This is a genomic window from Actinokineospora terrae (genome assembly GCF_900111175.1).
GTDB classification, from domain to species: domain Bacteria; phylum Actinomycetota; class Actinomycetes; order Mycobacteriales; family Pseudonocardiaceae; genus Actinokineospora; species Actinokineospora terrae.
Window position 1 is genome coordinate 98,377 of sequence record NZ_FOGI01000013.1, and the last position, 18,319, is coordinate 116,695.

At 70.9% G+C, this 18,319-nt stretch carries 22 protein-coding genes; 16 read left to right on the top strand and 6 right to left on the bottom strand.

The window, feature by feature from the left end:
* Positions 1-7 precede the first annotated feature (7 nt).
* From BMY07_RS34580 to BMY07_RS27210, 6 genes are all read left to right on the top strand, one after another.
* On the top strand, positions 8-154 hold the full coding sequence (locus BMY07_RS34580; RefSeq protein ID WP_177215803.1) for a hypothetical protein: 147 nt from the start codon (positions 8-10) through the stop codon (positions 152-154).
* 33 nt (positions 155-187) lie between these two features.
* Positions 188-787: an ABC transporter transmembrane domain-containing protein gene (locus tag BMY07_RS27190; protein WP_092784816.1), complete on the top strand. Its 600-nt coding sequence runs from the start codon at positions 188-190 to the stop codon at positions 785-787.
* Between the two features lie 2 nt (positions 788-789).
* A complete protein-coding gene (locus BMY07_RS27195; RefSeq protein WP_177215804.1) occupies positions 790-1,527 on the top strand; it encodes an ATP-binding cassette domain-containing protein in 738 nt (245 codons plus the stop codon).
* Between the two features lie 124 nt (positions 1,528-1,651).
* The gene (locus BMY07_RS27200; protein WP_092784821.1) at positions 1,652-1,852 is read left to right on the top strand and encodes a hypothetical protein; all 201 of its coding nucleotides are present in this window, start codon (positions 1,652-1,654) and stop codon (positions 1,850-1,852) included.
* 126 nt (positions 1,853-1,978) lie between these two features.
* Positions 1,979-3,085, top strand: a complete 1,107-nt coding sequence (locus BMY07_RS27205) for an inorganic phosphate transporter (RefSeq protein WP_092784824.1) — start codon at positions 1,979-1,981, stop codon at positions 3,083-3,085.
* Positions 3,086-3,098: 13 nt separating this feature from the next.
* Positions 3,099-3,323: a hypothetical protein gene (locus BMY07_RS27210; protein ID WP_092784827.1), complete on the top strand. Its 225-nt coding sequence runs from the start codon at positions 3,099-3,101 to the stop codon at positions 3,321-3,323.
* A gap of 14 nt (positions 3,324-3,337) precedes the next feature.
* On the opposite strand, the gene BMY07_RS27215 is transcribed toward BMY07_RS27210, so the two are convergent.
* The gene (locus tag BMY07_RS27215) at positions 3,338-3,844 is read right to left on the bottom strand and encodes a hypothetical protein (RefSeq protein WP_245782689.1); all 507 of its coding nucleotides are present in this window, start codon (positions 3,842-3,844) and stop codon (positions 3,338-3,340) included.
* 315 nt (positions 3,845-4,159) lie between these two features.
* Here BMY07_RS27215 and BMY07_RS27220 point away from each other — a divergent pair, with 315 nt between their 5' ends.
* The 5 genes from BMY07_RS27220 (at position 4,160) to bla (ending at position 9,644) form a co-directional block, all read left to right on the top strand.
* Positions 4,160-5,386: an APC family permease gene (locus BMY07_RS27220; protein ID WP_245782690.1), complete on the top strand. Its 1,227-nt coding sequence runs from the start codon at positions 4,160-4,162 to the stop codon at positions 5,384-5,386.
* Positions 5,387-5,571: 185 nt separating this feature from the next.
* Positions 5,572-6,942 (top strand): dipeptidase, encoded by a 1,371-nt coding sequence (locus tag BMY07_RS27225; protein WP_092784830.1) that lies wholly within the window; start codon positions 5,572-5,574, stop codon positions 6,940-6,942.
* The gene (locus BMY07_RS27230; protein WP_092784833.1) at positions 6,939-7,436 is read left to right on the top strand and encodes a hypothetical protein; all 498 of its coding nucleotides are present in this window, start codon (positions 6,939-6,941) and stop codon (positions 7,434-7,436) included. Before BMY07_RS27225 ends, BMY07_RS27230 begins: the two co-directional genes overlap by 4 nt.
* Before the next feature lie 893 nt (positions 7,437-8,329).
* Positions 8,330-8,764, top strand: coding sequence for a VOC family protein (locus BMY07_RS27235; RefSeq protein ID WP_092784836.1), 435 nt, complete (start codon positions 8,330-8,332; stop codon positions 8,762-8,764).
* Positions 8,765-8,792: 28 nt separating this feature from the next.
* On the top strand, positions 8,793-9,644 hold the full coding sequence (gene bla, locus BMY07_RS27240) for a class A beta-lactamase (RefSeq protein ID WP_425426356.1): 852 nt from the start codon (positions 8,793-8,795) through the stop codon (positions 9,642-9,644).
* A 40-nt stretch (positions 9,645-9,684) separates the two neighbouring features.
* On the opposite strand, the gene BMY07_RS27245 is transcribed toward bla, so the two are convergent.
* On the bottom strand, positions 9,685-10,896 hold the full coding sequence (locus tag BMY07_RS27245) for a glycosyltransferase (protein ID WP_092784842.1): 1,212 nt from the start codon (positions 10,894-10,896) through the stop codon (positions 9,685-9,687).
* Between the two features lie 248 nt (positions 10,897-11,144).
* Between BMY07_RS27245 and BMY07_RS27250 the strand changes: the two genes are divergently transcribed.
* Entirely contained in the window at positions 11,145-11,627 is a 483-nt protein-coding gene (locus BMY07_RS27250) for an ML domain-containing protein (RefSeq protein WP_092784845.1), read from the top strand.
* On the opposite strand, the gene BMY07_RS27255 is transcribed toward BMY07_RS27250, so the two are convergent.
* The 4 genes from BMY07_RS27255 to BMY07_RS27270 all read right to left on the bottom strand — a co-directional run bounded on the left by BMY07_RS27255 (position 11,611) and on the right by BMY07_RS27270 (position 14,441).
* Entirely contained in the window at positions 11,611-12,591 is a 981-nt protein-coding gene (locus BMY07_RS27255) for an SGNH/GDSL hydrolase family protein (RefSeq protein WP_092784848.1), read from the bottom strand. The two genes, BMY07_RS27250 and BMY07_RS27255, sit on opposite strands and share 17 nt — an antisense overlap.
* Before the next feature lie 121 nt (positions 12,592-12,712).
* Positions 12,713-13,192, bottom strand: a complete 480-nt coding sequence (locus tag BMY07_RS27260; protein ID WP_092784851.1) for a DinB family protein — start codon at positions 13,190-13,192, stop codon at positions 12,713-12,715.
* 167 nt (positions 13,193-13,359) lie between these two features.
* Positions 13,360-13,881, bottom strand: coding sequence for a hypothetical protein (locus tag BMY07_RS27265; protein ID WP_092784854.1), 522 nt, complete (start codon positions 13,879-13,881; stop codon positions 13,360-13,362).
* Between the two features lie 98 nt (positions 13,882-13,979).
* Entirely contained in the window at positions 13,980-14,441 is a 462-nt protein-coding gene (locus BMY07_RS27270) for a hypothetical protein (RefSeq protein ID WP_092784857.1), read from the bottom strand.
* A gap of 536 nt (positions 14,442-14,977) precedes the next feature.
* Here BMY07_RS27270 and BMY07_RS35655 point away from each other — a divergent pair.
* From BMY07_RS35655 to BMY07_RS27290, 4 genes are all read left to right on the top strand, one after another.
* Complete coding sequence (locus BMY07_RS35655) at positions 14,978-15,883, top strand: NB-ARC domain-containing protein (RefSeq protein ID WP_092784860.1); 906 nt, start codon at positions 14,978-14,980, stop codon at positions 15,881-15,883.
* Between the two features lie 289 nt (positions 15,884-16,172).
* Positions 16,173-16,880, top strand: coding sequence for a tetratricopeptide repeat protein (locus BMY07_RS35660; RefSeq protein WP_281245097.1), 708 nt, complete (start codon positions 16,173-16,175; stop codon positions 16,878-16,880).
* 81 nt (positions 16,881-16,961) lie between these two features.
* Complete coding sequence (locus BMY07_RS27285; protein ID WP_218150794.1) at positions 16,962-17,933, top strand: MDR family NADP-dependent oxidoreductase; 972 nt, start codon at positions 16,962-16,964, stop codon at positions 17,931-17,933.
* Between the two features lie 8 nt (positions 17,934-17,941).
* A complete protein-coding gene (locus tag BMY07_RS27290) occupies positions 17,942-18,313 on the top strand; it encodes a MerR family transcriptional regulator (protein ID WP_092784870.1) in 372 nt (123 codons plus the stop codon).
* Positions 18,314-18,319: the final 6 nt, after the last annotated feature.

The window sequence follows — 18,319 nt, forward strand, 5'->3', positions numbered from 1 at the left end:
CTGACCGGTGGCGTTGCCCGTGGCGAGCGCCCGCGAGACCGTGCGCACCCTGGCCACGATGGCGCGTAAACACCCGCGCGACTGCGTGGGCGTAGGTCTGTGGACCCTTGCCGCGAGCCTGGCCTCGGTGGCCGTGCCGATCCTGCTCGGCTAACTGGTCGACGCGGTCGCAGAACACCGTCCGACGATGGCCGCGACGCTGGTGGTGCTCGCCGCCGTCACCGCGGTGCTGGGCGCGTTGTTCACCGGGCTGGCTCGCCGCGCCACGATCACCCTCGCGGCCAGGATCGCCGCCGACCTGCGCGAGGCCGTCGTCGAGCGCGTGCTGGGCCTGGACACCTCGGTCGCCCAGAGCGCGGGCAGCGGCGACGTCGCCTCCCGGGTCACCGAGGACATGGAGATCTTCGCGGCCGCGGTGCCCCTGATCTCGGACGTGTTCAGCGCGGCCGCGACCGTCGCGGTGTCGTTCGCGGCGTTCGGCTCACTGGACTGGCGACTCGCGCTCGCGTTCGTCGTCGTGTTCCCGGTGTACGCGTTGATCCTGCGCTGGTACCTACCGCGCGCGGGAGCCGGCTACGGTACTGGCTGGTGCACGACACCGCCACCACGGTCGGCTCCGTCGCGGCAGCCGCCCTGCTGTTCCACCGCTTGTTCGAACCACTGGGCACCGTGCTCGGCTCCGCCGATGAACTGCAACGCGCGGGCGCCTCCCTGGCCCGCATCGCCGGAGTCACCCGCATGCCGACCCGGACGCCCACGCCAGTCCGTGCTCCTGTTGGGAGGGTGAGCGTGCGGGCGAGCGCGTTGAGACACAGCTATGACGGCGTCCACTTTGCAGTGTGTCAGACGGACTTCACCGTGCCCGCTGGGACATCCCTGGCCGTCGTGGGTGCCGGCGGCGCGGGAAAGACCACCCTCGCCGCGATCGTCGCCGGTCTGCTGCACCCGACCCTGGGTCAGGTGCGGTTGCACGACGACGTCGGTGATGTGGAACCCGCGGACCTGGACTCCCTGGGCCGCACGGCGTGGATCGGCATGATCGCGCAAGAGTCGCACGTGTTCGCCGCGACGCTGCGCGAGAACATGACCCTCGCCGCCCCGGATGCCGACGACGCGCGCATCCGAGGCGCACTGGATGCCGTGGGCGCGCGCTGGGTGGACGCCCTTCCCGCAGGGCTCGACACTGTTGTCGGCGCAGGCGGGCACCAACTCGACGTGGTCGCGGCCCAGCGACTCGCCCTTGCCCGAGTCGCGGTGACCGACCCGCCACTGGTGATCCTCGACGAGGCGAGCGCTGAGGCGGGCAGCTCCCAAGCCCGTGAACTCGACACCGCCGCCGCGGAACTTGCCCGCGGCAGAACAGCGATCGTGATAGCCCACCGGCTTTCCCAGGCCCGCCAGTGCGACCACATCCTCGTGATGGCCAACGGCACCGTCGTCGAACGCGGCAGCCATGACGAACTCCTTGCCCGCAAAGGTCGGTACGCCACGCTCTGGCAGGCTTGGACCAAGGTTGCCGATGCGTGAACTGTCGGTGCCTGAACGCTGTGCGCCGGTGATCGGGCTGAGCGTCAACGGGTGTAGAGCACGAAACGTCGGGCGCCCGGTGCGATCGCGCGGTTGCGCGATGGCGCCTGGGCCGCACCGAGCAATGGAATGGGCCCCGGGCGACACCGCCGACAAGAAGATCCACTGGTTGCTCTACGGCTGCCACGAGTTCGAACACGTCTCCTCGGCCGTCTGGGTCACACCGCCCACCTCGACAACCCGCTACCTCGGCCGCTTCGGCTTCGGCCCCTTCTGCGAAGGCTTCATCGAACACACCGCCTACTACCCGAGACCCAAGTCCTAGCCCACCACCCGGCGGCGGGGTGGAGCGGATGCCCGTTCGGTGGTTGGTGTTCATCGCGGGTTCCCCCGGGGTTGGCGTGGCCGGGTACTCGGCGCGGGCCGGTGGGTCGACGTGGAGGGTGTGGGGATGGACGTGTCACTGATCGTCGTGGTGGTGGTGATCACCGCGTTGGCGTTCGACTTCACCAACGGGTTCCACGACACGGCGAACGCGATGGCGACATCGATCGCGACCGGGGCGTTGCGGCCCAGGGTCGCGGTGGGGATCGCGGCGGTGTTGAACCTGGTGGGGGCGTTCCTGTCGATCGAGGTGGCCAAGACGATCAGCAGCGGGATCGTGGACGAGACCAGGATCGGCCCCGCGGTGATCTTCGGCGGCCTGGTCGGGGCGATCGTGTGGAACCTGCTGACCTGGCTGGTCGGGCTCCCGTCCAGTTCGTCGCACGCCCTGTTCGGCGGGCTGATCGGCGCGGTGTGGGTGGCGTCCGGGTCGGACGCGGTCCGGTTCACCACGGTGCTGGAGAAGGTCGTGGTCCCGGCCGTCGCGTCGCCGCTGATCGCGGGCCTGGTGGCCATGATCGCGACGTTCCTGGCGTACCGGATCACCCACCGGACCGGCGAGGACACCCGCCGCCGGGGGTTCCGGGTCGGCCAGGTGGTGACCGCGTCGCTGGTGGCGCTGGCGCACGGGACCAACGACGCGCAGAAGACGATGGGGGTGATCACGTTGACCCTGATCACCGCCGGGTCGCTGCCCGCCGACGCGGGCCCGCCGCTGTGGGTGATCATCGCCGCCGGGTCGGCGATCGCGCTGGGCACCTACCTCGGCGGCTGGCGGATCATCCGCACCATGGGCCGGGGCATCACCGACATCCAGCCACCGCAGGGTTTCGCGGCCGAGGCGAGCGCCGCCGCGGTGATCCTGACCTCGTCGCACGTGGGCTTCGCGCTGTCCACCACGCACGTGGTCTCCGGCGGCGTGATCGGCTCCGGCGTGGGCAGGCGGCTGGCCGAGGTCCGCTGGTCCACCGCCGGGCGGATGGTGGTGGCCTGGGCGCTGACCCTCCCCGCCGCGGCCCTGGTCGGCGCGGCAGCGGGATGGGTCGCGGGCACGGGCGCCGCGGGCACCGTCACCGTCGCCCTCGCGGCGGCGGCGATCTGCGGCGCCATCTACTGGCTCTCACGCCGCAACCCCATCAGCGCCCACAACGTCAACGACGCCGCGACCGTGTGAACCAGGAGCCGACATGCACATCAACTGGACCGGCCTAGGCGAGGTCCTCGCCGTAGCCCTAGCCGCAGGCGTCGGCCTGGTGACCCTGGCCGCGCTCGGCATCAACGCCCTCGACCGCCGGACACGAGCCCACGAACGCGGCACCTCGACCGTGATCGCCACCGCCACCTCCGCACTGTGCGCAGCGGCCTGCGTCGCCCTGATCGGCTACGGCATCTACCTGACCATCAGCAAGTGAAGCCGCCGTTGGTGCTACGCGACGAGTGGGCAGGCCGGGGACGAACCACCCAGGGCCGTGGGGCGTGGTGTCGTCGTGGTCGGCGGTTCCTCGGTCACGGGTGGCCCGCCTGAGGCGAGGCGGGTGCCTGAGCACAGGGTCGTCTCCACCACGCCGTCGCTCGCGTCGCCCTGGGCGAACACCACGTACGACGACCACACGGACAGCTCGATACCGCAAGTAGCGCCGCTGATGGCGGTGTCCACGCCGACCAGCGCAGGCGCGGAACCCTTGTGGTTGCGGTAGTTCAGGACCAGGTAGCGGTACTTGTCGTCGTGCGCGGTGTCCGGGTTGCCCGAGAGCACGACACGCCCGACCACGACCCCGGTGAACACGTGCGTCGCCCGGGCATACTTGGCGCCCTCACCGCCGGGCACGCAGCTACAGGCGCTGGCCGTACCGACGAACACCCCCACCAACATCGCCGCCGCCAGCCCGATGACGGCCAAGACGCGCGCGAACCTGCTCCGCAAGACCGCCATGCTTCCTCCCCGGGGAACGACTGGTGAACCGAGCGTAGCGACGCCCGCAAGCACGACACCAGAGCCGAAGCGCAACGGCCCACAGCTGCCGGATGGGGGAGACCTTGGCCTCGCGCCACCAACGGCGAGTCGGCGGGTGGTTGAACCACCCAGCCCGGATGAGGCGCGACCATCCGATGTGGAGTGCGCTGACACCGGAGAACACCACGACATCAAGGAGTTGACCGTGATGGGTGTGTTGGCGATCCGGTGGTCCGGGGCGGCGTCCGGCGCAGGGGCGAGAACGCGGGGAGGTGCGCGGGCGGGGAGAAGGCGTTGAGCGAGACCGTCGACCGACCGCGGGCGGCGCCCAAGAACTGGATCTCCTGGGTCGCCCTCGCGCTGATGACGACCAGTTCGGTGGCCAGCCTGCGGCCCGCGCCCACCATGGCCGTCTACGGCCTGGCCTGCGTGTTCCTCTACCTCATCCCGGCTCTGGTGTTCCTGCTGCCCACGTCGCTGGTCTCGGCCGAGCTCGCCTCGGGCTGGAAGGGCGGCGTCTACAACTGGGTGGCCCGCGGCCTGTCCAAACCCATGGGGTTCCTCGCGGTCTGGTGCCAGTTCGCGATGACGATCTTCTACTACCCCAGCCTGCTCGGCTACGTCGCCAGCACGCTCGCCTACGTGGTCAACCCCGCGCTGGCGGGCAACGGCCTGTGGACGGCGTCGGTCATCGTGATCACCTACTGGGCTGGGGTGTGGGTGTCCTCGCGCGGCACCAAGAGCGTCGCCGGGCTCGCCAGCGGTGGGCTGGTCATCGGCACCCTCGTGCCCGGCGCGCTGCTGGTGCTGCTGGCGTTCGTGTTCCTCGGCCAGGGCAACGCCCCCGCCGCGCCGATGACCGCCGAGCACCTGCTGCCCGCGTGGACCGGGCTGGCGAGCCTGGTGCTGATCGTCAACAACTTCCCGTCCTACTCGGGCATGGAGATGAACGCGGTGCACGTCTCGTCGCTGCGCGACCCGGGCAAGGGCTTCCCGCGCGCCATGTTCCTCGCGATGGGCCTGGTGCTGCTGATCTTCATCCTGCCCGCGCTGGCCATCAGCTGGGTGATCCCGGCCGACCAGCTCTCCCTCACCGCGGGGGTGATGCAGGCCTTCGACGCGGTGTTCGCGAACTTCGGCTGGCAGTTCCTCACCCCGGTGGTCGGGATCATGCTGGTCCTCGCCTCGCTCGGCGGCATGCTGACCTGGCTGGCCGGGCCGTCCAAGGGCCTGCTGCTGATCTCCCGCCAGGAGGGCTACCTCCCGCCGTACCTGCAGCGGCTCAACCGCAACGGGGTGCAGCAGAACATCCTCGTCGTCCAAGGCGTGATCACCACCGGGATCGCGCTGCTCTACGCGTTCATCCCGGACGTCTCCAGCGCGTACTGGATCTTCTCGGTGATCACCACGCAGGTGTACCTGATCACCTACCTGCTGCTGTTCATCGCCGCGGTCCGGTTGCGGCGCAGGGAACCCGAGCACCCCAGGGGGTTCCGGGCGCCGATGCTCGTCGGCCTGTGAGGGGTCGGGTTCACCGCGTCCCTCGCCGCGCTCCTGGTCGGGTTCATCCCACCGTCGCAGTTCGGGTCCGGCAACACCGGGGTGTACCTGCTGATCGTCGCGGGCGGTGCCATCGGCCTCGGCGTCGTCGTGCCGTTGCTGTTCTACCGACTGCGCAAGCCCTCGTGGAAGACGGAGGTGGCGGCATGAACGACCCCCGCACGCGAACCGCGGCGGAACTGGAGACGCGCGTCGCGGGCCTGATGCCACTGGCACGGGCGGAACTCGGCGAGCTCGTCGCGTTCCAGTCGGTGGCCGACCCCAGGCAGTACCCCCGCGCCGAGTGCGAGCGGGCCGCGGAGTGGGTTCGCGCCAGGTTCGCCGAGCCCGGCTTCACGGACGCGCGCACGATCACCACGGCGGACGGGAGCGACGCCGTGGTGGGTTCACGGCCCTGTGCGGACCCGGAAGCGCCGACCGTGCTGCTCTACGCCCACTACGACGTGCAACCCCCGCTCGACGAGGCCGCCTGGCGCACGCCACCGTTCCAGCTCAGCGAGGTGGACGGCCGCTGGTACGGCCGGGGGAGCGCGGACTGCAAGGGCAACATCATCATGCACCTCACCGCGCTGCGCGCCCTGGCAGGTGACATCCCGGTCCACCTCAAGCTGGTGGTGGAGGGCTCCGAGGAGCAGGGTACGGGCGGGCTCGAACGGCTCGTCGCGGCCGAGCCGGACCTGCTGCGCGCGGACGCGATCCTGGTGTGCGACACCGGGAACGCCGCCGTGGGCCGACCGGCGACGACGATCAGCCTGCGCGGCATGGTCAACGTCGTCGTCACCGTCGAGGCGCTCGCCGCGCAGCTGCACTCGGGCATGTTCGGCGGCGCGGCGCCGGACGCACTCGCCGCGCTGGTGCACATGTTGGCGACACTGCGCGACCGCGCCGGGAACACCACGGTGCGGGGGCTGCGGTCCGACCAGAACTGGACCGGCGAGCAGTACCCGCCCGACCGGTTCCGGCGTGACGCGGGCGTGCTCGACGGTGTCGAGGTGCTCGGCACGGTGTCCGACATGCTCTGGGCCCGCCCCGCGGTGACCATCCTGGGCATCGACTGCCCACCGGTCGTCGGCTCGTCGGCGGCCATCAGCCCGCGGGCAGCGGCACGGCTCAACCTGCGCGTCCCACCCGGTACCGATCCCGTCGAGGCAGAGGCGGCGCTCACGTTGCACCTGCGTGCGGCGGCCCCGTGGGGCGTGCGGATCACGGTCGAGACGGAGGCGATCGGGGCGCCGTTCCGGGCCGCGCAGGACGGTCCGGCCTACCGGGCGGTGGCCGCGGCGATGGACGAGGCCTACGGCACGCCGATGACCACCCTGGGGCAGGGCGGCTCTATCCCGCTCTGCGCGGTCTTGGCCGACACCTACCCGGCGGCCGAGATCATCCTGATGGGCGTCGAGGAACCGCGGTCGCTTATCCACGCCCCCAACGAAAGCGTGTCACCGGCGGAGATCGCGAGCATGGCACTTGCTGAAGCACTCTTCCTCCGGCGCTACGCCAGCCTGCACGCCGCGTGACCTGGTCGCCGCGCTTGCCCCGTTACCGGCGGTGGACCGGTGAGCGGGACCTCGCGCACGCGATCTACGGGACCGTCGTCGGCGCCGCCGCGATGGCCACCGCGAGCGCGCACAGCACGCTCGGCGGGGTCGTCGTGACGGTGCTGGTGACCGTCACCGTGTACTGGGTGGCGGAGCGGTACGCACAAGCACTGGCCGCGGCGGCCCGAGGCCCAGGCCGCCGCGGCAGGCTCTTCCAGGTGCTACGCCAGGGCTGGCCGACGGTCGAGGCCGCGTACACACCACTGGCCGTGCTCGTCCTGTTCGTACTCGCCACCGACGACCTGCACACCGGCGTAGTCGTCGCGTTGGCCGTATCAACCACCATGCTCGGCGCCTTGGGACACACCGCCGCCCGCCGAGCCAGCGCGACCCGCCTAGTGGCCGCCCTATGCGCCACAGGCAGCACCGCCCTGGGCATCGCCGTAATCCTGCTCAAAACCCACCTGCACTAACACCTCCCACGACGACCACACCCCTTCGCCCCAACCTCCATCCCACCCACCCCGCCACCCAGATCCCGTCTGGCTGCCCACTCCCACCCGCACCGCCCTCGCGCAACCACTCCCACCCGCATCCCCCTGTCCAGGCCGTCGCCGCCCAGAGCCTGTCCGCCCACCCCGACCCGCGCTGCCCTCGCGCATCCATTCCCAGGCGCACCGCCCACCCGCACCCGCGCCACCACGCCCCCCGTCCACGCCGTCGCCGCCCAGTGCCTGTCCGGCCGCCCACCCGCGCCGCCGTCTCGCATCCGATCCACCCACCTGCGCCCGATCCACCCACCCTCTTCCCCTGCGTCGCTGCCGCAGAGCCCGTCTGGCTGCCCGCGCCACCCACGCCCCACCCGTGCCGTCGCCGCGGAGTCCGTCCGGCTGGCCGCCCCACCCGAGCCGCCCACCCGCGTCCAAGCCACCTACCCCCACCCGATCCGCTCACGCCCACCTGCGGCGTCACCGCGCAGAACCCGTCCGGCTGCCCACTCCACCCGCGCCCCTACACCCGAGCCGGCTACCCGCACCCGAGCCGCCCGCACCACTCGCGCTCGCGCCGCCTACCCGTGCTGCCGCCGTTACGGAGACCACCTTCGCGGAGGCCCTCCCCGCCTACCCCGGCCCCCACCCTCTCCGGGGGGCGGCCCCGGCTCCATTCTATCGGGCGATAGGTGCACGGCCAGAGGCTCGGCGTGAGTTGTGGATAAGTGCGGAGATGGGGACAAACGCGACCTGGGGAAACGTGGGTGAACAAACTTCTCTGGTGCGGGTGTTCACCTGGTTGGGGAGCTTGGTCCACCGGGGCTCGGCTGATTACTCGCACCTCGGGGAGCGGCGCTCGGAGCTAGGGTGGGGTCATGGGATCGGTCAAACAGGTCCAGGTCACCTTCGACTGTGCGGAGCCTGAGCGGGTTGCTCGGTTCTGGTGTGAGGTGTTGGGATACGTCGTACCGCCGCCGCCTGAGGGGTTTGGTTCGTGGGCGGAGTTCGATCGGTCGCTGCCTGCGGAGCGGCAGGGGGCGGCGTTCGCGTGCGGGGATCCGGAGGGAGTGGGGCCGCGGCTGTACTTCCAGCGGGTTCCGGAGGGGAAGGTCGTCAAGAACCGGGTGCACCTCGACGTTCGGGTGGGTACTGGACTGGTGGGGGAGGAGCGCCTGGCCGCGCTTGAGGCCGAGTGCGCGCGGCTGATCGCCCTTGGGGCGACGCGAGTGCAGCTGCTGCCCGCCGATGACGAGAACGAGTCCTGTATCGCGATGCGAGACGTCGAGGGCAACGAGTTCTGTCTTGACTAGAAGGTTCACGGGCCGGTGGTTGTGGGTAGTGGCAGCACTGGTCGCGGGGTGCTCGACAGGTCAGGATCCGCCGGTCGGGACAACGACCACCTCTAGCACCGAGACAACAGGCCTGGCACGTGAGTTCGCGCAGTTGGAACGAAAGTACGACGCGCGGCGCGGAGTGTACGCAGTGGACACCAAACGGGACCGAACGGTTTCGTACCAGGCGGATGAGCGGTTCGCCTACGCGTCGACGTCCAAGGCGTTCGCCGCGGCCCTAGTGCTGGACGCGACCACACCGCAGCAGCTTGAGGAGCCGGTACCGATCCGCGCGGCCGACCTGGTGGCCAACTCGCCGGTCGTCGAACGGGCGGTCGGCGGCACGATGACCTGGCGCGAACTGTGTGACGCGGCGGTGCGGTACAGCGACAACGCGGCGGGAAACCTGTTGCTGCGAAGCCTTGGCGGCCCCGCGGGACTGCAAGCAGGACTCGGCGACCAAGTCACGTCCGCCGACCGGTACGAACCCGACCTCTCCTCGGCCATACCCGGAGACCCGAGAGACACCAGCACACCCCGGACCATGGCAACGAACCTGCGCAAGTTCACCGTCGACACTGCACTGCCCGAAGAGGACCGTGCCATGCTCGACGACTGGCTGCGCAACAACACCACGGGCACAGACGTCATCCGCGCCGGAGTACCACGGGACTGGGTCGTAGGCGACAAAACCGGCAGCGCAGACTACGGCGGCCGCAACGACATCGCCGTGTTGTGGCCGCCGGGCCGGGACCCGATCGTCATCGCTGTGCTGACGAGCCGGGACAAGGAAGGCGCCGAACGCTTGGACGCCCTGGTCGCCGACACCGCACGGATCGTGGCACGGGTCCTCGGCTGAGGGTGGCCGCGGGAGTCTTGCCGCGGCCACCCAACGAGCTCTACTTGGCCGCGTCGAGAAGGAGCTTCGCGGCCACAGTGGCTCCATCGGTGCGGATCGTGCCGGACACGGCGGTTGCCCGGGCCTGGGTCTCCGGGGCCAGGGCCGTGGCGAGGGCGGCGGCCAGGGACTCGAAGGTCGGGGCCGGACCGTCGTGGGCGGCGCCGATGCCCAGGGCGGCGATACGCGCGGCCCAGAAGGGCTGGTCCGCGATCTGGGGCACGATCACCTGGGGCACCCCCGCCTGGGCCGCGGTCGTGGTCGTGCCCGCGCCACCGTGGTGCACGGCGGCGGCCACCCGGCGGAACAGCGCCTGCTGGTTGACGTCGCCGACGACGAAGCAGTCGGTGGCGTCGTCGATCGCGGCCAGCCCCGCCCAGCCACGGGCGAGGACGACGCGGCGCCCCTGGGCGCGGACCGCCTGGATGGCCACCTGAGCGATGTCCTTCGGGATGGAGGACGCCATGCTGCCGAACCCGACATAGACCGGCGGCGCGCCCGCGTCCAGGAACGCCGCCAGATCCGCCGGGAGTGGACGGTCGTCGGGCCGGGTCCACGCCCCGGTCTGCACGACGTCCAGGTCGGTCATGCCGTCTGACGGGCACAGCGTCGGGTCCGCCGCGAGCCAGGGCCTGCCGGTGAGGACGTGGTCGCGCACGTTGTCCACCGGCGGCAGCCCGATCGCCGCCCGACCGCTGTTGAGCGCTTCCCCGTACAGCGCGTTCACCCGCTGGGCGTCCTGCTCCCACAGCTTCCGGTTGTCGGTCTCCCCTTCCGGCGACGGCGTGCCCGGCCGCCGCCCGGGCGACGAGTGCCGCGACGGCAGCCCGAGCAGGTGGAAGCACGCGAGCACGTACGGGATGCCCCGCTTCTCGGCCACGTCCCGCGCCCCCGCGGGCATCAGCCCGGTCGCCACCAGCGCGTCACACCCCTCGGCGGCCATGGCGAACGTCTCGAACCGGGCCGCGACCAGCGCGGGAGCCAGCTTGAACGCGTCCTCGGCGGTCGGCGGCTTCGGATTCGCCACCACCGACAGCACCGACGGCCCGAACGGCACGAACTCCACCCCGACCCGCTCCGCCAACCCCGCGAACTCCTCGTCCGGCGGCGCGCACAACCGCGCCTCCGCTCCCAACCCCCGCAGCGCCACCGCGAGCCCCACCAGCGGCTCGACGTCCCCGCGCGATCCCCACGTCGTCAACAGCACACGCACTTCTGGATCTCCATTTCCCCAGCTCCTGGCCACAGCGCGGGCAATTGTGCGGCACACCCGGGGTCTTGCCACAAGCCCCCCGGTGCGCTATATGTTGAAGTGGAGGGGAGTGGTGGCTTCCTCCATCCTCCATGTTCAGCACCTGGCGCAGAGCGGTGCGGGCACCGTCACTCGATGGGGGCCTCTTAGGTGGTTGCCGGGAATGACCGGGTACTGCCTGGGCAGAGGGGTTGGACGAGAGGACGACCATGCGGGTCTCGCGTTTGTTTGCCGTTGCCGCTGTGTTCGGCGCGTTGGTCTCGGTGCCGGGCACGGCTCAGGCGGCGCGGTCGGCGTTCGGCTATGTCGACTGTGGAGTGGCGGCGGATCCGTTCCAATTGGACTCGCTCACCGTCACCCCTGACCCGCCGGTGCCGGGACAACGCCTGACCGTTGACGTCGGGTTCCGGGTGACGGAGAGGATCGAGGTCGGCGCTTCCGCCGCTGTGACTGCGAAAGTGGGCCTGGTCACGCTCTTGCGCAAGGTGTTCGACATCGACGAGGAGCTCAAGGAAGCCGGTGGGGACCTTCGGTTGCCGCTGGAACCGGGCAGCTACCGGTTCCGCCACGATGTCGACCTGCCGCGTGAGATTCCGGCGACCAAGTTCGCCATCGTGGTCCGCGGCTCGACCGCCGACGATGACGAGTTGCTCTGCCTCGACCTGTGGGCTGACTTCAGCCCTGGGCGGTGACCAGCGCGGCTTGCACGGCGTTGGCGGCGTTGTTGTGGCCGTCGGCATTGGCCCGGACCATCGCCCAGCGGCCCGCGCGGTCCACGACGCCCTCCACCCAGTTGGCGCCGTCCGGCTTGCAAACGTCGTGGGCGGTGCTGGTGGTGTAGAGGTCGACGTAGCGGATGCCCTGGCGGGCAGCGCTTTCGGCGATGACGCGGTTCATCTGCTCGACGACCTGGGTGCGCAGCCAGGCGAGGTCCGGGTAGCTCACGGTGGCGAAGTGGCGCATGCCTGCCGGGGTGAGGCCGTGGTCGCACGCGGTGGGGTCGGCGGGGAAGATCGTCGGGTAGCCCACGGCGAGGATGGTGGCGCGCGGCGCGGCGTTGCGGATCATGGTGAGCATGCCGTCGTACTCGGCCGCCAGCAGCGACAGGCGGTCGGTGATGGTGGGGACGCCGTCCCAGCCGAAGCTGAAGTAGTCGGTGCACGGGTGATCGGCCACGGGGTCGGCCCACTCGCCCAGCTGCAGGCAGGCGAAGACGAGCTCGACGAACCCGAGGGTGTTGCCGCCGACCCCCACGGTCACCAGGTCCGTGTCGTCGGTGACGGCGTCGAGCTGGCGGGGGACGGGCGGGAACGGGAAGTCGGGGTCGAAGACGTCGAAGAACGGGATGAGGTGGCCGGGAGGCAGCTGCGGCTGGTAGGTGATGTTCGCGATCGATGCCCCGGTGCAGCTGACGTTGGTCAGCTCGTAGCGGCCGGATAGTCTGGTGCGCAACAGTTCTGGGTAGGAACCTGACGTCCGGCCGCACCCGTCGCGCACGCCGCCGATCTCGGTGCCTGCCGCGTTGATGCCGCCCGCGGTGTAGGCGTCGCCCAGTGCCACCCAGCGCAACGGTCTCGCCTGCTGCGCTTGCGCGACCGGCGCGAACGTCGCCATCGTCACGACAACTGCGGTCAGCAATGCTCTAGCGCGTCTCATCGCCACTCCCTCGGTTCGCGGATCTGCCGTCCACAAGTGGTACCCGGCACCGTGCGTCCCAAGCGGACGACCGTCGCCACCACTCTTTGCGGTGAACCTCCAGGTGACGCTCCGCGCAACCTCAGTCGGCGAGCACCTGCTCACGCAGGATGTCGGCGTGTCCGCTGTGGTGGGCCAGCTCCCGCAGCACTTGCAGGTACACCCAGTGCAGCGTGCGCGGCCCGGCGCGGTGGCCGGTCACGACCGTGCTCAGCGGGAGGTCGGCGGTCGCGGCCCGGGCGGTGGCGCAGGCCTGCTGGTGGGCGGCCGTGACCGAGGCGATGGTGTCGTCGTCGGCAAGCCGGAAGGACTCGTCGGGACTCTGCACCAGCCCGAGCTTACTGCGGGACGTACCGCCGACGCACTCCTCGAACCACACCCGCTGCATCCAGGTGACGTGCTTGAGCAGCCCCAACAGTGTCGTCGCCGAGGGAACAAGCCTCCGCCGAACCTGCTCCTCACCAAGCCCGTCAAGGGTCGCCTCGATGGCACCCCGGTAGTCCTCGATGACGGCCTCGAGCTGGGTACGGTCATCTTCTAGGGGGACGTCGAACAGGCCCATGGTGGTCTCCGATCAGTTGGCGTACTTCAGATCCTGCCCTATCTAGGCTGGGGAGATGACCCGGCCTGACCCGACCGACGTCCGCGCACCGATGGCCGCACCCGCGATCTCGTAACCCTTACGGCTTAACGCCCCTGGCATCGTTGAATCCATCGTCGCGTCAAGGTCTACGCCGCACCTCTGAGCAGCAGGTCGATGTTCAGTCCGTTGAGGATGGTCGTGCTCTTGGCGTTGTCGAGTAGCCGCAAGCCCATGAAGTAGTCACCTGTGGTGAAGCCGGGTAGGTCCCAGATGCGTTCGTACGGGATCCAGGTCGCGCGGTAGTCGAGCAGGCTGTAGACGTTGCTCCACAGGCAGTCGCGGGGGTCTGGGGTCCAGAGGGCTCGGGCGAACGCCGGGTTGCGGACGACGTGGCCTACGCGGGCGATCGCGCGGACGTGGCGTTGGCCGGTGAGGAGTAGTACGTCGCCCTGGTGGAGTGTGTCCACGCGCTTGTCGTGCTTGGCGGTCGCGCCCCAGAACCTCGCGGATCCGGTGGGGTGGGTGGACCGCAGTTCGGCGCGCTGATCCGGGGTCAGTGCGTCGCGGTATGGCGGCTCGTCGAACGACACCGGGACGTCCAGCGTGTCGGCCCAGTGCCTACGCGTCTCGGGCTTCCCGTAGGACGGCTGGATCATGACCTTCGTCATGAGCGAGCAGTCTACCGGGCGGCGGTCAGGAGCCATTGCTGCCAGGAAGACGGCGGCGTACCCGAGGATTGGGCCGGTTGTGCCCACCGCCGACCCCACTACGGTGTGCCGCACGTCCTGATCCACTTGGACGAGGCGACCTGGTCGTTGATGGAGTAGGTGTAGCCGTCGCGGCCCGCGCCCCAGCTGAAGTAGACGAACAACACCGGCAGCCCGGCGTGGTTCGCCCCGTCGACCAGCCGGTCGAGCGTGGTCCAGTTGGGGCGGCCGCGCTGCCACACAGGACCGGAGACCCATTGCGGGACCGGCGCGGGCGGTATCGGGGTCGACCCGCCGATCAGCGCCAGCACGGCAGCGGCGACGATCAGCGCGGGCCACCACCGTCTGCGTGATCGGGGTGGCGGTGGTGTGTCCGGTTCGGTGGGCTTGGGCGGTTCCTGCGGGAGTTCCGGGCTCGCGGAGACCGCGCGGGCCCAGAGCCGGTGCAGCTCAAGCAGTTCCGCAGTGCTGGCTCCGCAGGTCAACCCGATCTGCTCGACGACGCCGAACTTCTCCGGCATCGCGGCCCCGGTGCACCGTCGACTTCCCCAGGTTAACCCGCCGCCCGACGCTGTCGTAGCTGCGCCCGCTCCTGGCCTTCAACTCAGCGAACCGCTCCCCCAACTCCCGCGCCCCGGCAGACCCCACCACCGTTCTCCCGCCCCCGCCCCGACCACCACGACCCTCGCGGCACGCCGGTGATCGTACCCAGCGGCCCGGCGGTTCTGACGGCGTTCAGACTCCGTGCAGGACCACGCAACCCAGGCTTCGGCGCAGGCCGTGATCGACCAAGTCCGGTTTACTGTGGACAGACACGCTGCCGCACCGTGGCCAGGTGCTCCTCGGTGATCCCCGTGTGCGGGTCGACCGGGATGAGGTGCGGAAGCTGTGCTCGACGAACCCCGCGGGCTTACCCCCGGCCGGGGCGGCGAACGGGTTCAACGGCCCGTCGACGTCGAGGAACAGCGGCGGTCGCCTGGTGGACATGGTGCCACTCGGACCCGCCCCGTGGCCCGCTTGGCGATGACCGAGGCCTACAGCCAGAGGTAGGCCCGCGGTGCCGTCGTCGGTGGTCACCGGGAGCGGCGGGATCGGGAAGACGTCGCTGGCGTTGCGGTGGGCGCACCAGCACCTCGACCGCTTCCCCGATGGCCAGCTGTACGTGGACATGCGCGGGTTCGCGTCGTTCGAGCAGCCGGTGCCCGCGAGTCGCGCGTTGCGGGGTTTCCTCGGCGCGCTCGGGGTCGGTGAGGACAGCCAGCCCGCCGATGTCGAGACCCAGGCGGCCACCTACCGCAGTCTCGTGGCGGGCAAGCGGGTGCTCGTGGTGGTGGACAACGCCAAGGACTGCGCCGATGTGCTGCGGTTGTTGCCGGGCAGCGCGTCCTGCGCCGTCCTGGTGACCAGCAGGTTGCCGTTGGCGGAGCTGATCAGCAGAGGAGCGCGGATCGTGGATCTGGACGTGTTGACCGACGCCCAGGCGCGGCAACTGCTCGCCGAGCACGTCGGGCGCGAGCGGTTGGCCGCGGAGCCCGGCGCGGTGGCGGAGCTGCTGGGCTACTGCGCGGGTCTACCGCTCGCGGTGGGCATCGTGGCCGCGCGGGTGGTGACGCAGCCGGGGCAGTCGTTGGCGGGATTGGCCGATGAGCTGCGGGAGGAGTCCGAACGCCTCGACGGTCTGGACGCGGGTGACACCGGCATGAGCCTGCGGCGCGGTGCTGTCGTGGTCGTACCAGTCGCTCGCGCCGCAGGTGGCCGCGGTGTTCCGACTCCTCGGCGCCGCACCGGGCAACGACATCGGACTCGACTCGGTCGTGGTGCTCACCGGCCACTCGCGGGCCAAGTCCCGCTCACTGTTGCGCGCGCTGGAGGCCGCGCATCTGGTGCGGCAGCACGCGCCGGGCCGCTACCGCACGCACGACCTGGTGCGGCTCTACGCGGGCGGCCTTACCCCGGCCGATGACCCGGAGACGACCGCCGCGGTGCACCGGCTGATCCAGTTCCTCGTCCACACCGCGCACAGCGGCGCGCGCAAGCTCGCGCCGTACCGGCCGCCCATCGAGATCCCGGTCGAGGGCGCGGACCCAGGGCTGGCGAGCGCTCGGGACGCCATCGCCTGGTTCGCGGCCGAGCACCAGGGGCTGCTCGACACCCAGCGGTACGCGCTGCGCCGGGGCCTGCCCGAGGCGGCCTGGCAGATCGCGTGGTCGCTGGTCGGGTTCCACCACCGCCAGGGACGCCCGGACGGCCTGGTGAGCTGGCGGGCCGCACTCGCCGCGGCGGAGCTGATCGGGCGCCACCGCGAGGTCGACGACATCCTGGCCGTCACCCACCGCCACCTCGGTTACGTGGAGCTCGCCCGCGGTGACCACGCCACCGCGGTGGTCCACCTGTCGCGCGCGGCGGAACTGGCCGAGCGGGTGGGTTCGCTGCCCAGCCAGGTCGCCACGCTGCGGGCGATGGCGGGCGCCCACGACCAGGCGGGCGACCGCGCGCGGGCGATCAGCAGCCTGCGCCGAGCGCGGGAACTGTGCCGGATCGCGGGGCTGCGGGTGTGGGAAGCGGAGGTCCTCGGCCAGTTGGGGCTCTACCACGCGGAAGCGGGCGAGTACGACGCGGCGACGCGGTACCTGGAGTACGGACTCGCCCTGCACCGCGAGATCGGCAACACCGAGGGGGTCGCCTGCGCGTTGAGCGACCTCGGGTCGGTCGCCGCCGGGCAGGGCAGGCACGAGGACGCCGTCGAGCACTACCGCCGCTGCCTGGACCTGCTCCCCGAGTTCGGCAACGTCTTCCACGAGGCCGTCGTGCTCGACAAGCTCGCGGAGAGCCACCACGCGCTGGGCGCCACCGCCGAGGCCGAGGCCGGGTGGCGCCGAGCCCTCGACCTGGCCACGCGGCAGGACCGCGCGGAGTTGGCCGAGGCGATTCGCCGCAGGCTGACCGATCCGCTGCCCTAATTCGCTTGCCCTTGACCCGTGGGTGAGGGGTTAGCGTGCCCGCGCCCATGCGGTGGTCGCGTGGGGGAGAGGTGGTTTGCCGTGGGTCGGGTGGTTCGGTTGGTGGCGGTGCCGGAGGGGTTGCCGCGGCCGGAGGACTTCGAGGTCGTCGAGGTCGCGGTGGGGGAGCCGGGGCCGGGGGAGGTGTTGGTGCGCAACCGGTACTTCCAGGTGTCGGCGCGGTTGCGGACGTTGTTCGCGGGCGGTGTCGAGGGGGCGCCGTTGCCGCCGGTTCGGGTGGGGGAGGTGCCGCCGTCGATCACGGTGGGGGAGGTTGTCGCGGTCGGGGATGGGGTTGCGCTGCGGGTGGGGGAGTTGGTGTCGCACTGGGCCGGGTGGCGCGAGGAGGCCGTGGTGCCCGAGGCGGGGGTGACGCCGTTGGGGGACGCGTTGCCGGATCCGGTGGCGCACCTGGGGTCGACGTGGACGGCGTACGCGGCGTTGACGAAGTTCGCGAAGCTGCGAGCCGGGGAGACGGTCCTGGTCACGGCTGGCGGCAGCGGCGTCGGGTCGATCGTGGGTCAGCTCGCCCGGGTGCTGGGCGCGGGACGGGTCGTGGCCACGGCGCGGACGCGGGAGAAGGCGCGGCGGCTGGTGGACGAACTCGGGTTCGACGCGGCGTTCGTCGTGGGTGAGGAGCCGGTCGAGGCGGCGGACGTGATCATCGACAACGTGGGTGGGGCGCAGCTGCGGGCGGTGCTCGACGTGGCCAGGCCGGGGGCGCGGGTGGCGCTGGTCGGGGCGTTGGCCGGGCAGGTCGACGGGTCCGGCACCGAGGCGCCGGTGGAGATCGACAGCTTCGGGTTGATCCTGCGCGGCATCAGCCTGCACGGCGTGACCACCCGCCCTGACCAGCACGAACGCGACGAGTGGCTGGCCAGGTTCGGCGACTGGCTGCGCAGCGGCGCGCTGACGTTCCCACATGTGCGCGTCCCGGGCATCGACGCGGCGCCCCGTGCGTTGCAGGAGGTGTTCGAGGGACGCCACCTGGGCACGGTGGTCGTGGAACTCTAGGAGGCCAGATGCGGATCGGCGACGCGGCAGCAGCAGCGGGCACTACACCCCGCGCATTGCGGCTCTATGAGGAACGCGGGCTGTTGCCGCCGCCGAACCGCTCTCACACCGGCCAACGCCGCTACACCCAACGCGACGTGGACCGCGTGCGCATCATCCGCCAACTCTTAGGCCTAGGCCTCACCATCGACGACATCCGCGCCAGCGCCGACCGCCTCCACCTCATCGAAGGCGACACCCTCCCCGACTACGACTCCGCCGCCTGCAGCCAAACCTCGGGCACCGTCCACCGCCGTCTAGCCGCCATGGACGCCGAGATCACCCGCCTCATCACCCGCCGCGACCGCCTCGCGGCCCGCATCTCTGTCGGGAACCCGTGACAGGCG

What these genes read in the sequence shown, in the direction of transcription:
- BMY07_RS27190 (WP_092784816.1), top strand. Translation starts at nt 188, where the DNA reads ATGGCCGCGACGCTGGTGGTGCTCGCCGCCGTCACCGCGGTGCTGGGC.
- BMY07_RS27200 (WP_092784821.1), top strand. Translation starts at nt 1,652, where the DNA reads ATGGAATGGGCCCCGGGCGACACCGCCGACAAGAAGATCCACTGGTTG.
- BMY07_RS27205 (WP_092784824.1), top strand. Translation starts at nt 1,979, where the DNA reads ATGGACGTGTCACTGATCGTCGTGGTGGTGGTGATCACCGCGTTGGCG.
- BMY07_RS27210 (WP_092784827.1), top strand. Translation starts at nt 3,099, where the DNA reads ATGCACATCAACTGGACCGGCCTAGGCGAGGTCCTCGCCGTAGCCCTA.
- BMY07_RS27215 (WP_245782689.1), bottom strand. Translation starts at nt 3,844, where the DNA reads ATGGCGGTCTTGCGGAGCAGGTTCGCGCGCGTCTTGGCCGTCATCGGG.
- BMY07_RS27225 (WP_092784830.1), top strand. Translation starts at nt 5,572, where the DNA reads ATGAACGACCCCCGCACGCGAACCGCGGCGGAACTGGAGACGCGCGTC.
- BMY07_RS27235 (WP_092784836.1), top strand. Translation starts at nt 8,330, where the DNA reads ATGGGATCGGTCAAACAGGTCCAGGTCACCTTCGACTGTGCGGAGCCT.
- BMY07_RS27250 (WP_092784845.1), top strand. Translation starts at nt 11,145, where the DNA reads ATGCGGGTCTCGCGTTTGTTTGCCGTTGCCGCTGTGTTCGGCGCGTTG.
- BMY07_RS27255 (WP_092784848.1), bottom strand. Translation starts at nt 12,591, where the DNA reads ATGAGACGCGCTAGAGCATTGCTGACCGCAGTTGTCGTGACGATGGCG.
- BMY07_RS27260 (WP_092784851.1), bottom strand. Translation starts at nt 13,192, where the DNA reads ATGGGCCTGTTCGACGTCCCCCTAGAAGATGACCGTACCCAGCTCGAG.
- BMY07_RS27265 (WP_092784854.1), bottom strand. Translation starts at nt 13,881, where the DNA reads ATGACGAAGGTCATGATCCAGCCGTCCTACGGGAAGCCCGAGACGCGT.
- BMY07_RS27270 (WP_092784857.1), bottom strand. Translation starts at nt 14,441, where the DNA reads ATGCCGGAGAAGTTCGGCGTCGTCGAGCAGATCGGGTTGACCTGCGGA.
- BMY07_RS27290 (WP_092784870.1), top strand. Translation starts at nt 17,942, where the DNA reads ATGCGGATCGGCGACGCGGCAGCAGCAGCGGGCACTACACCCCGCGCA.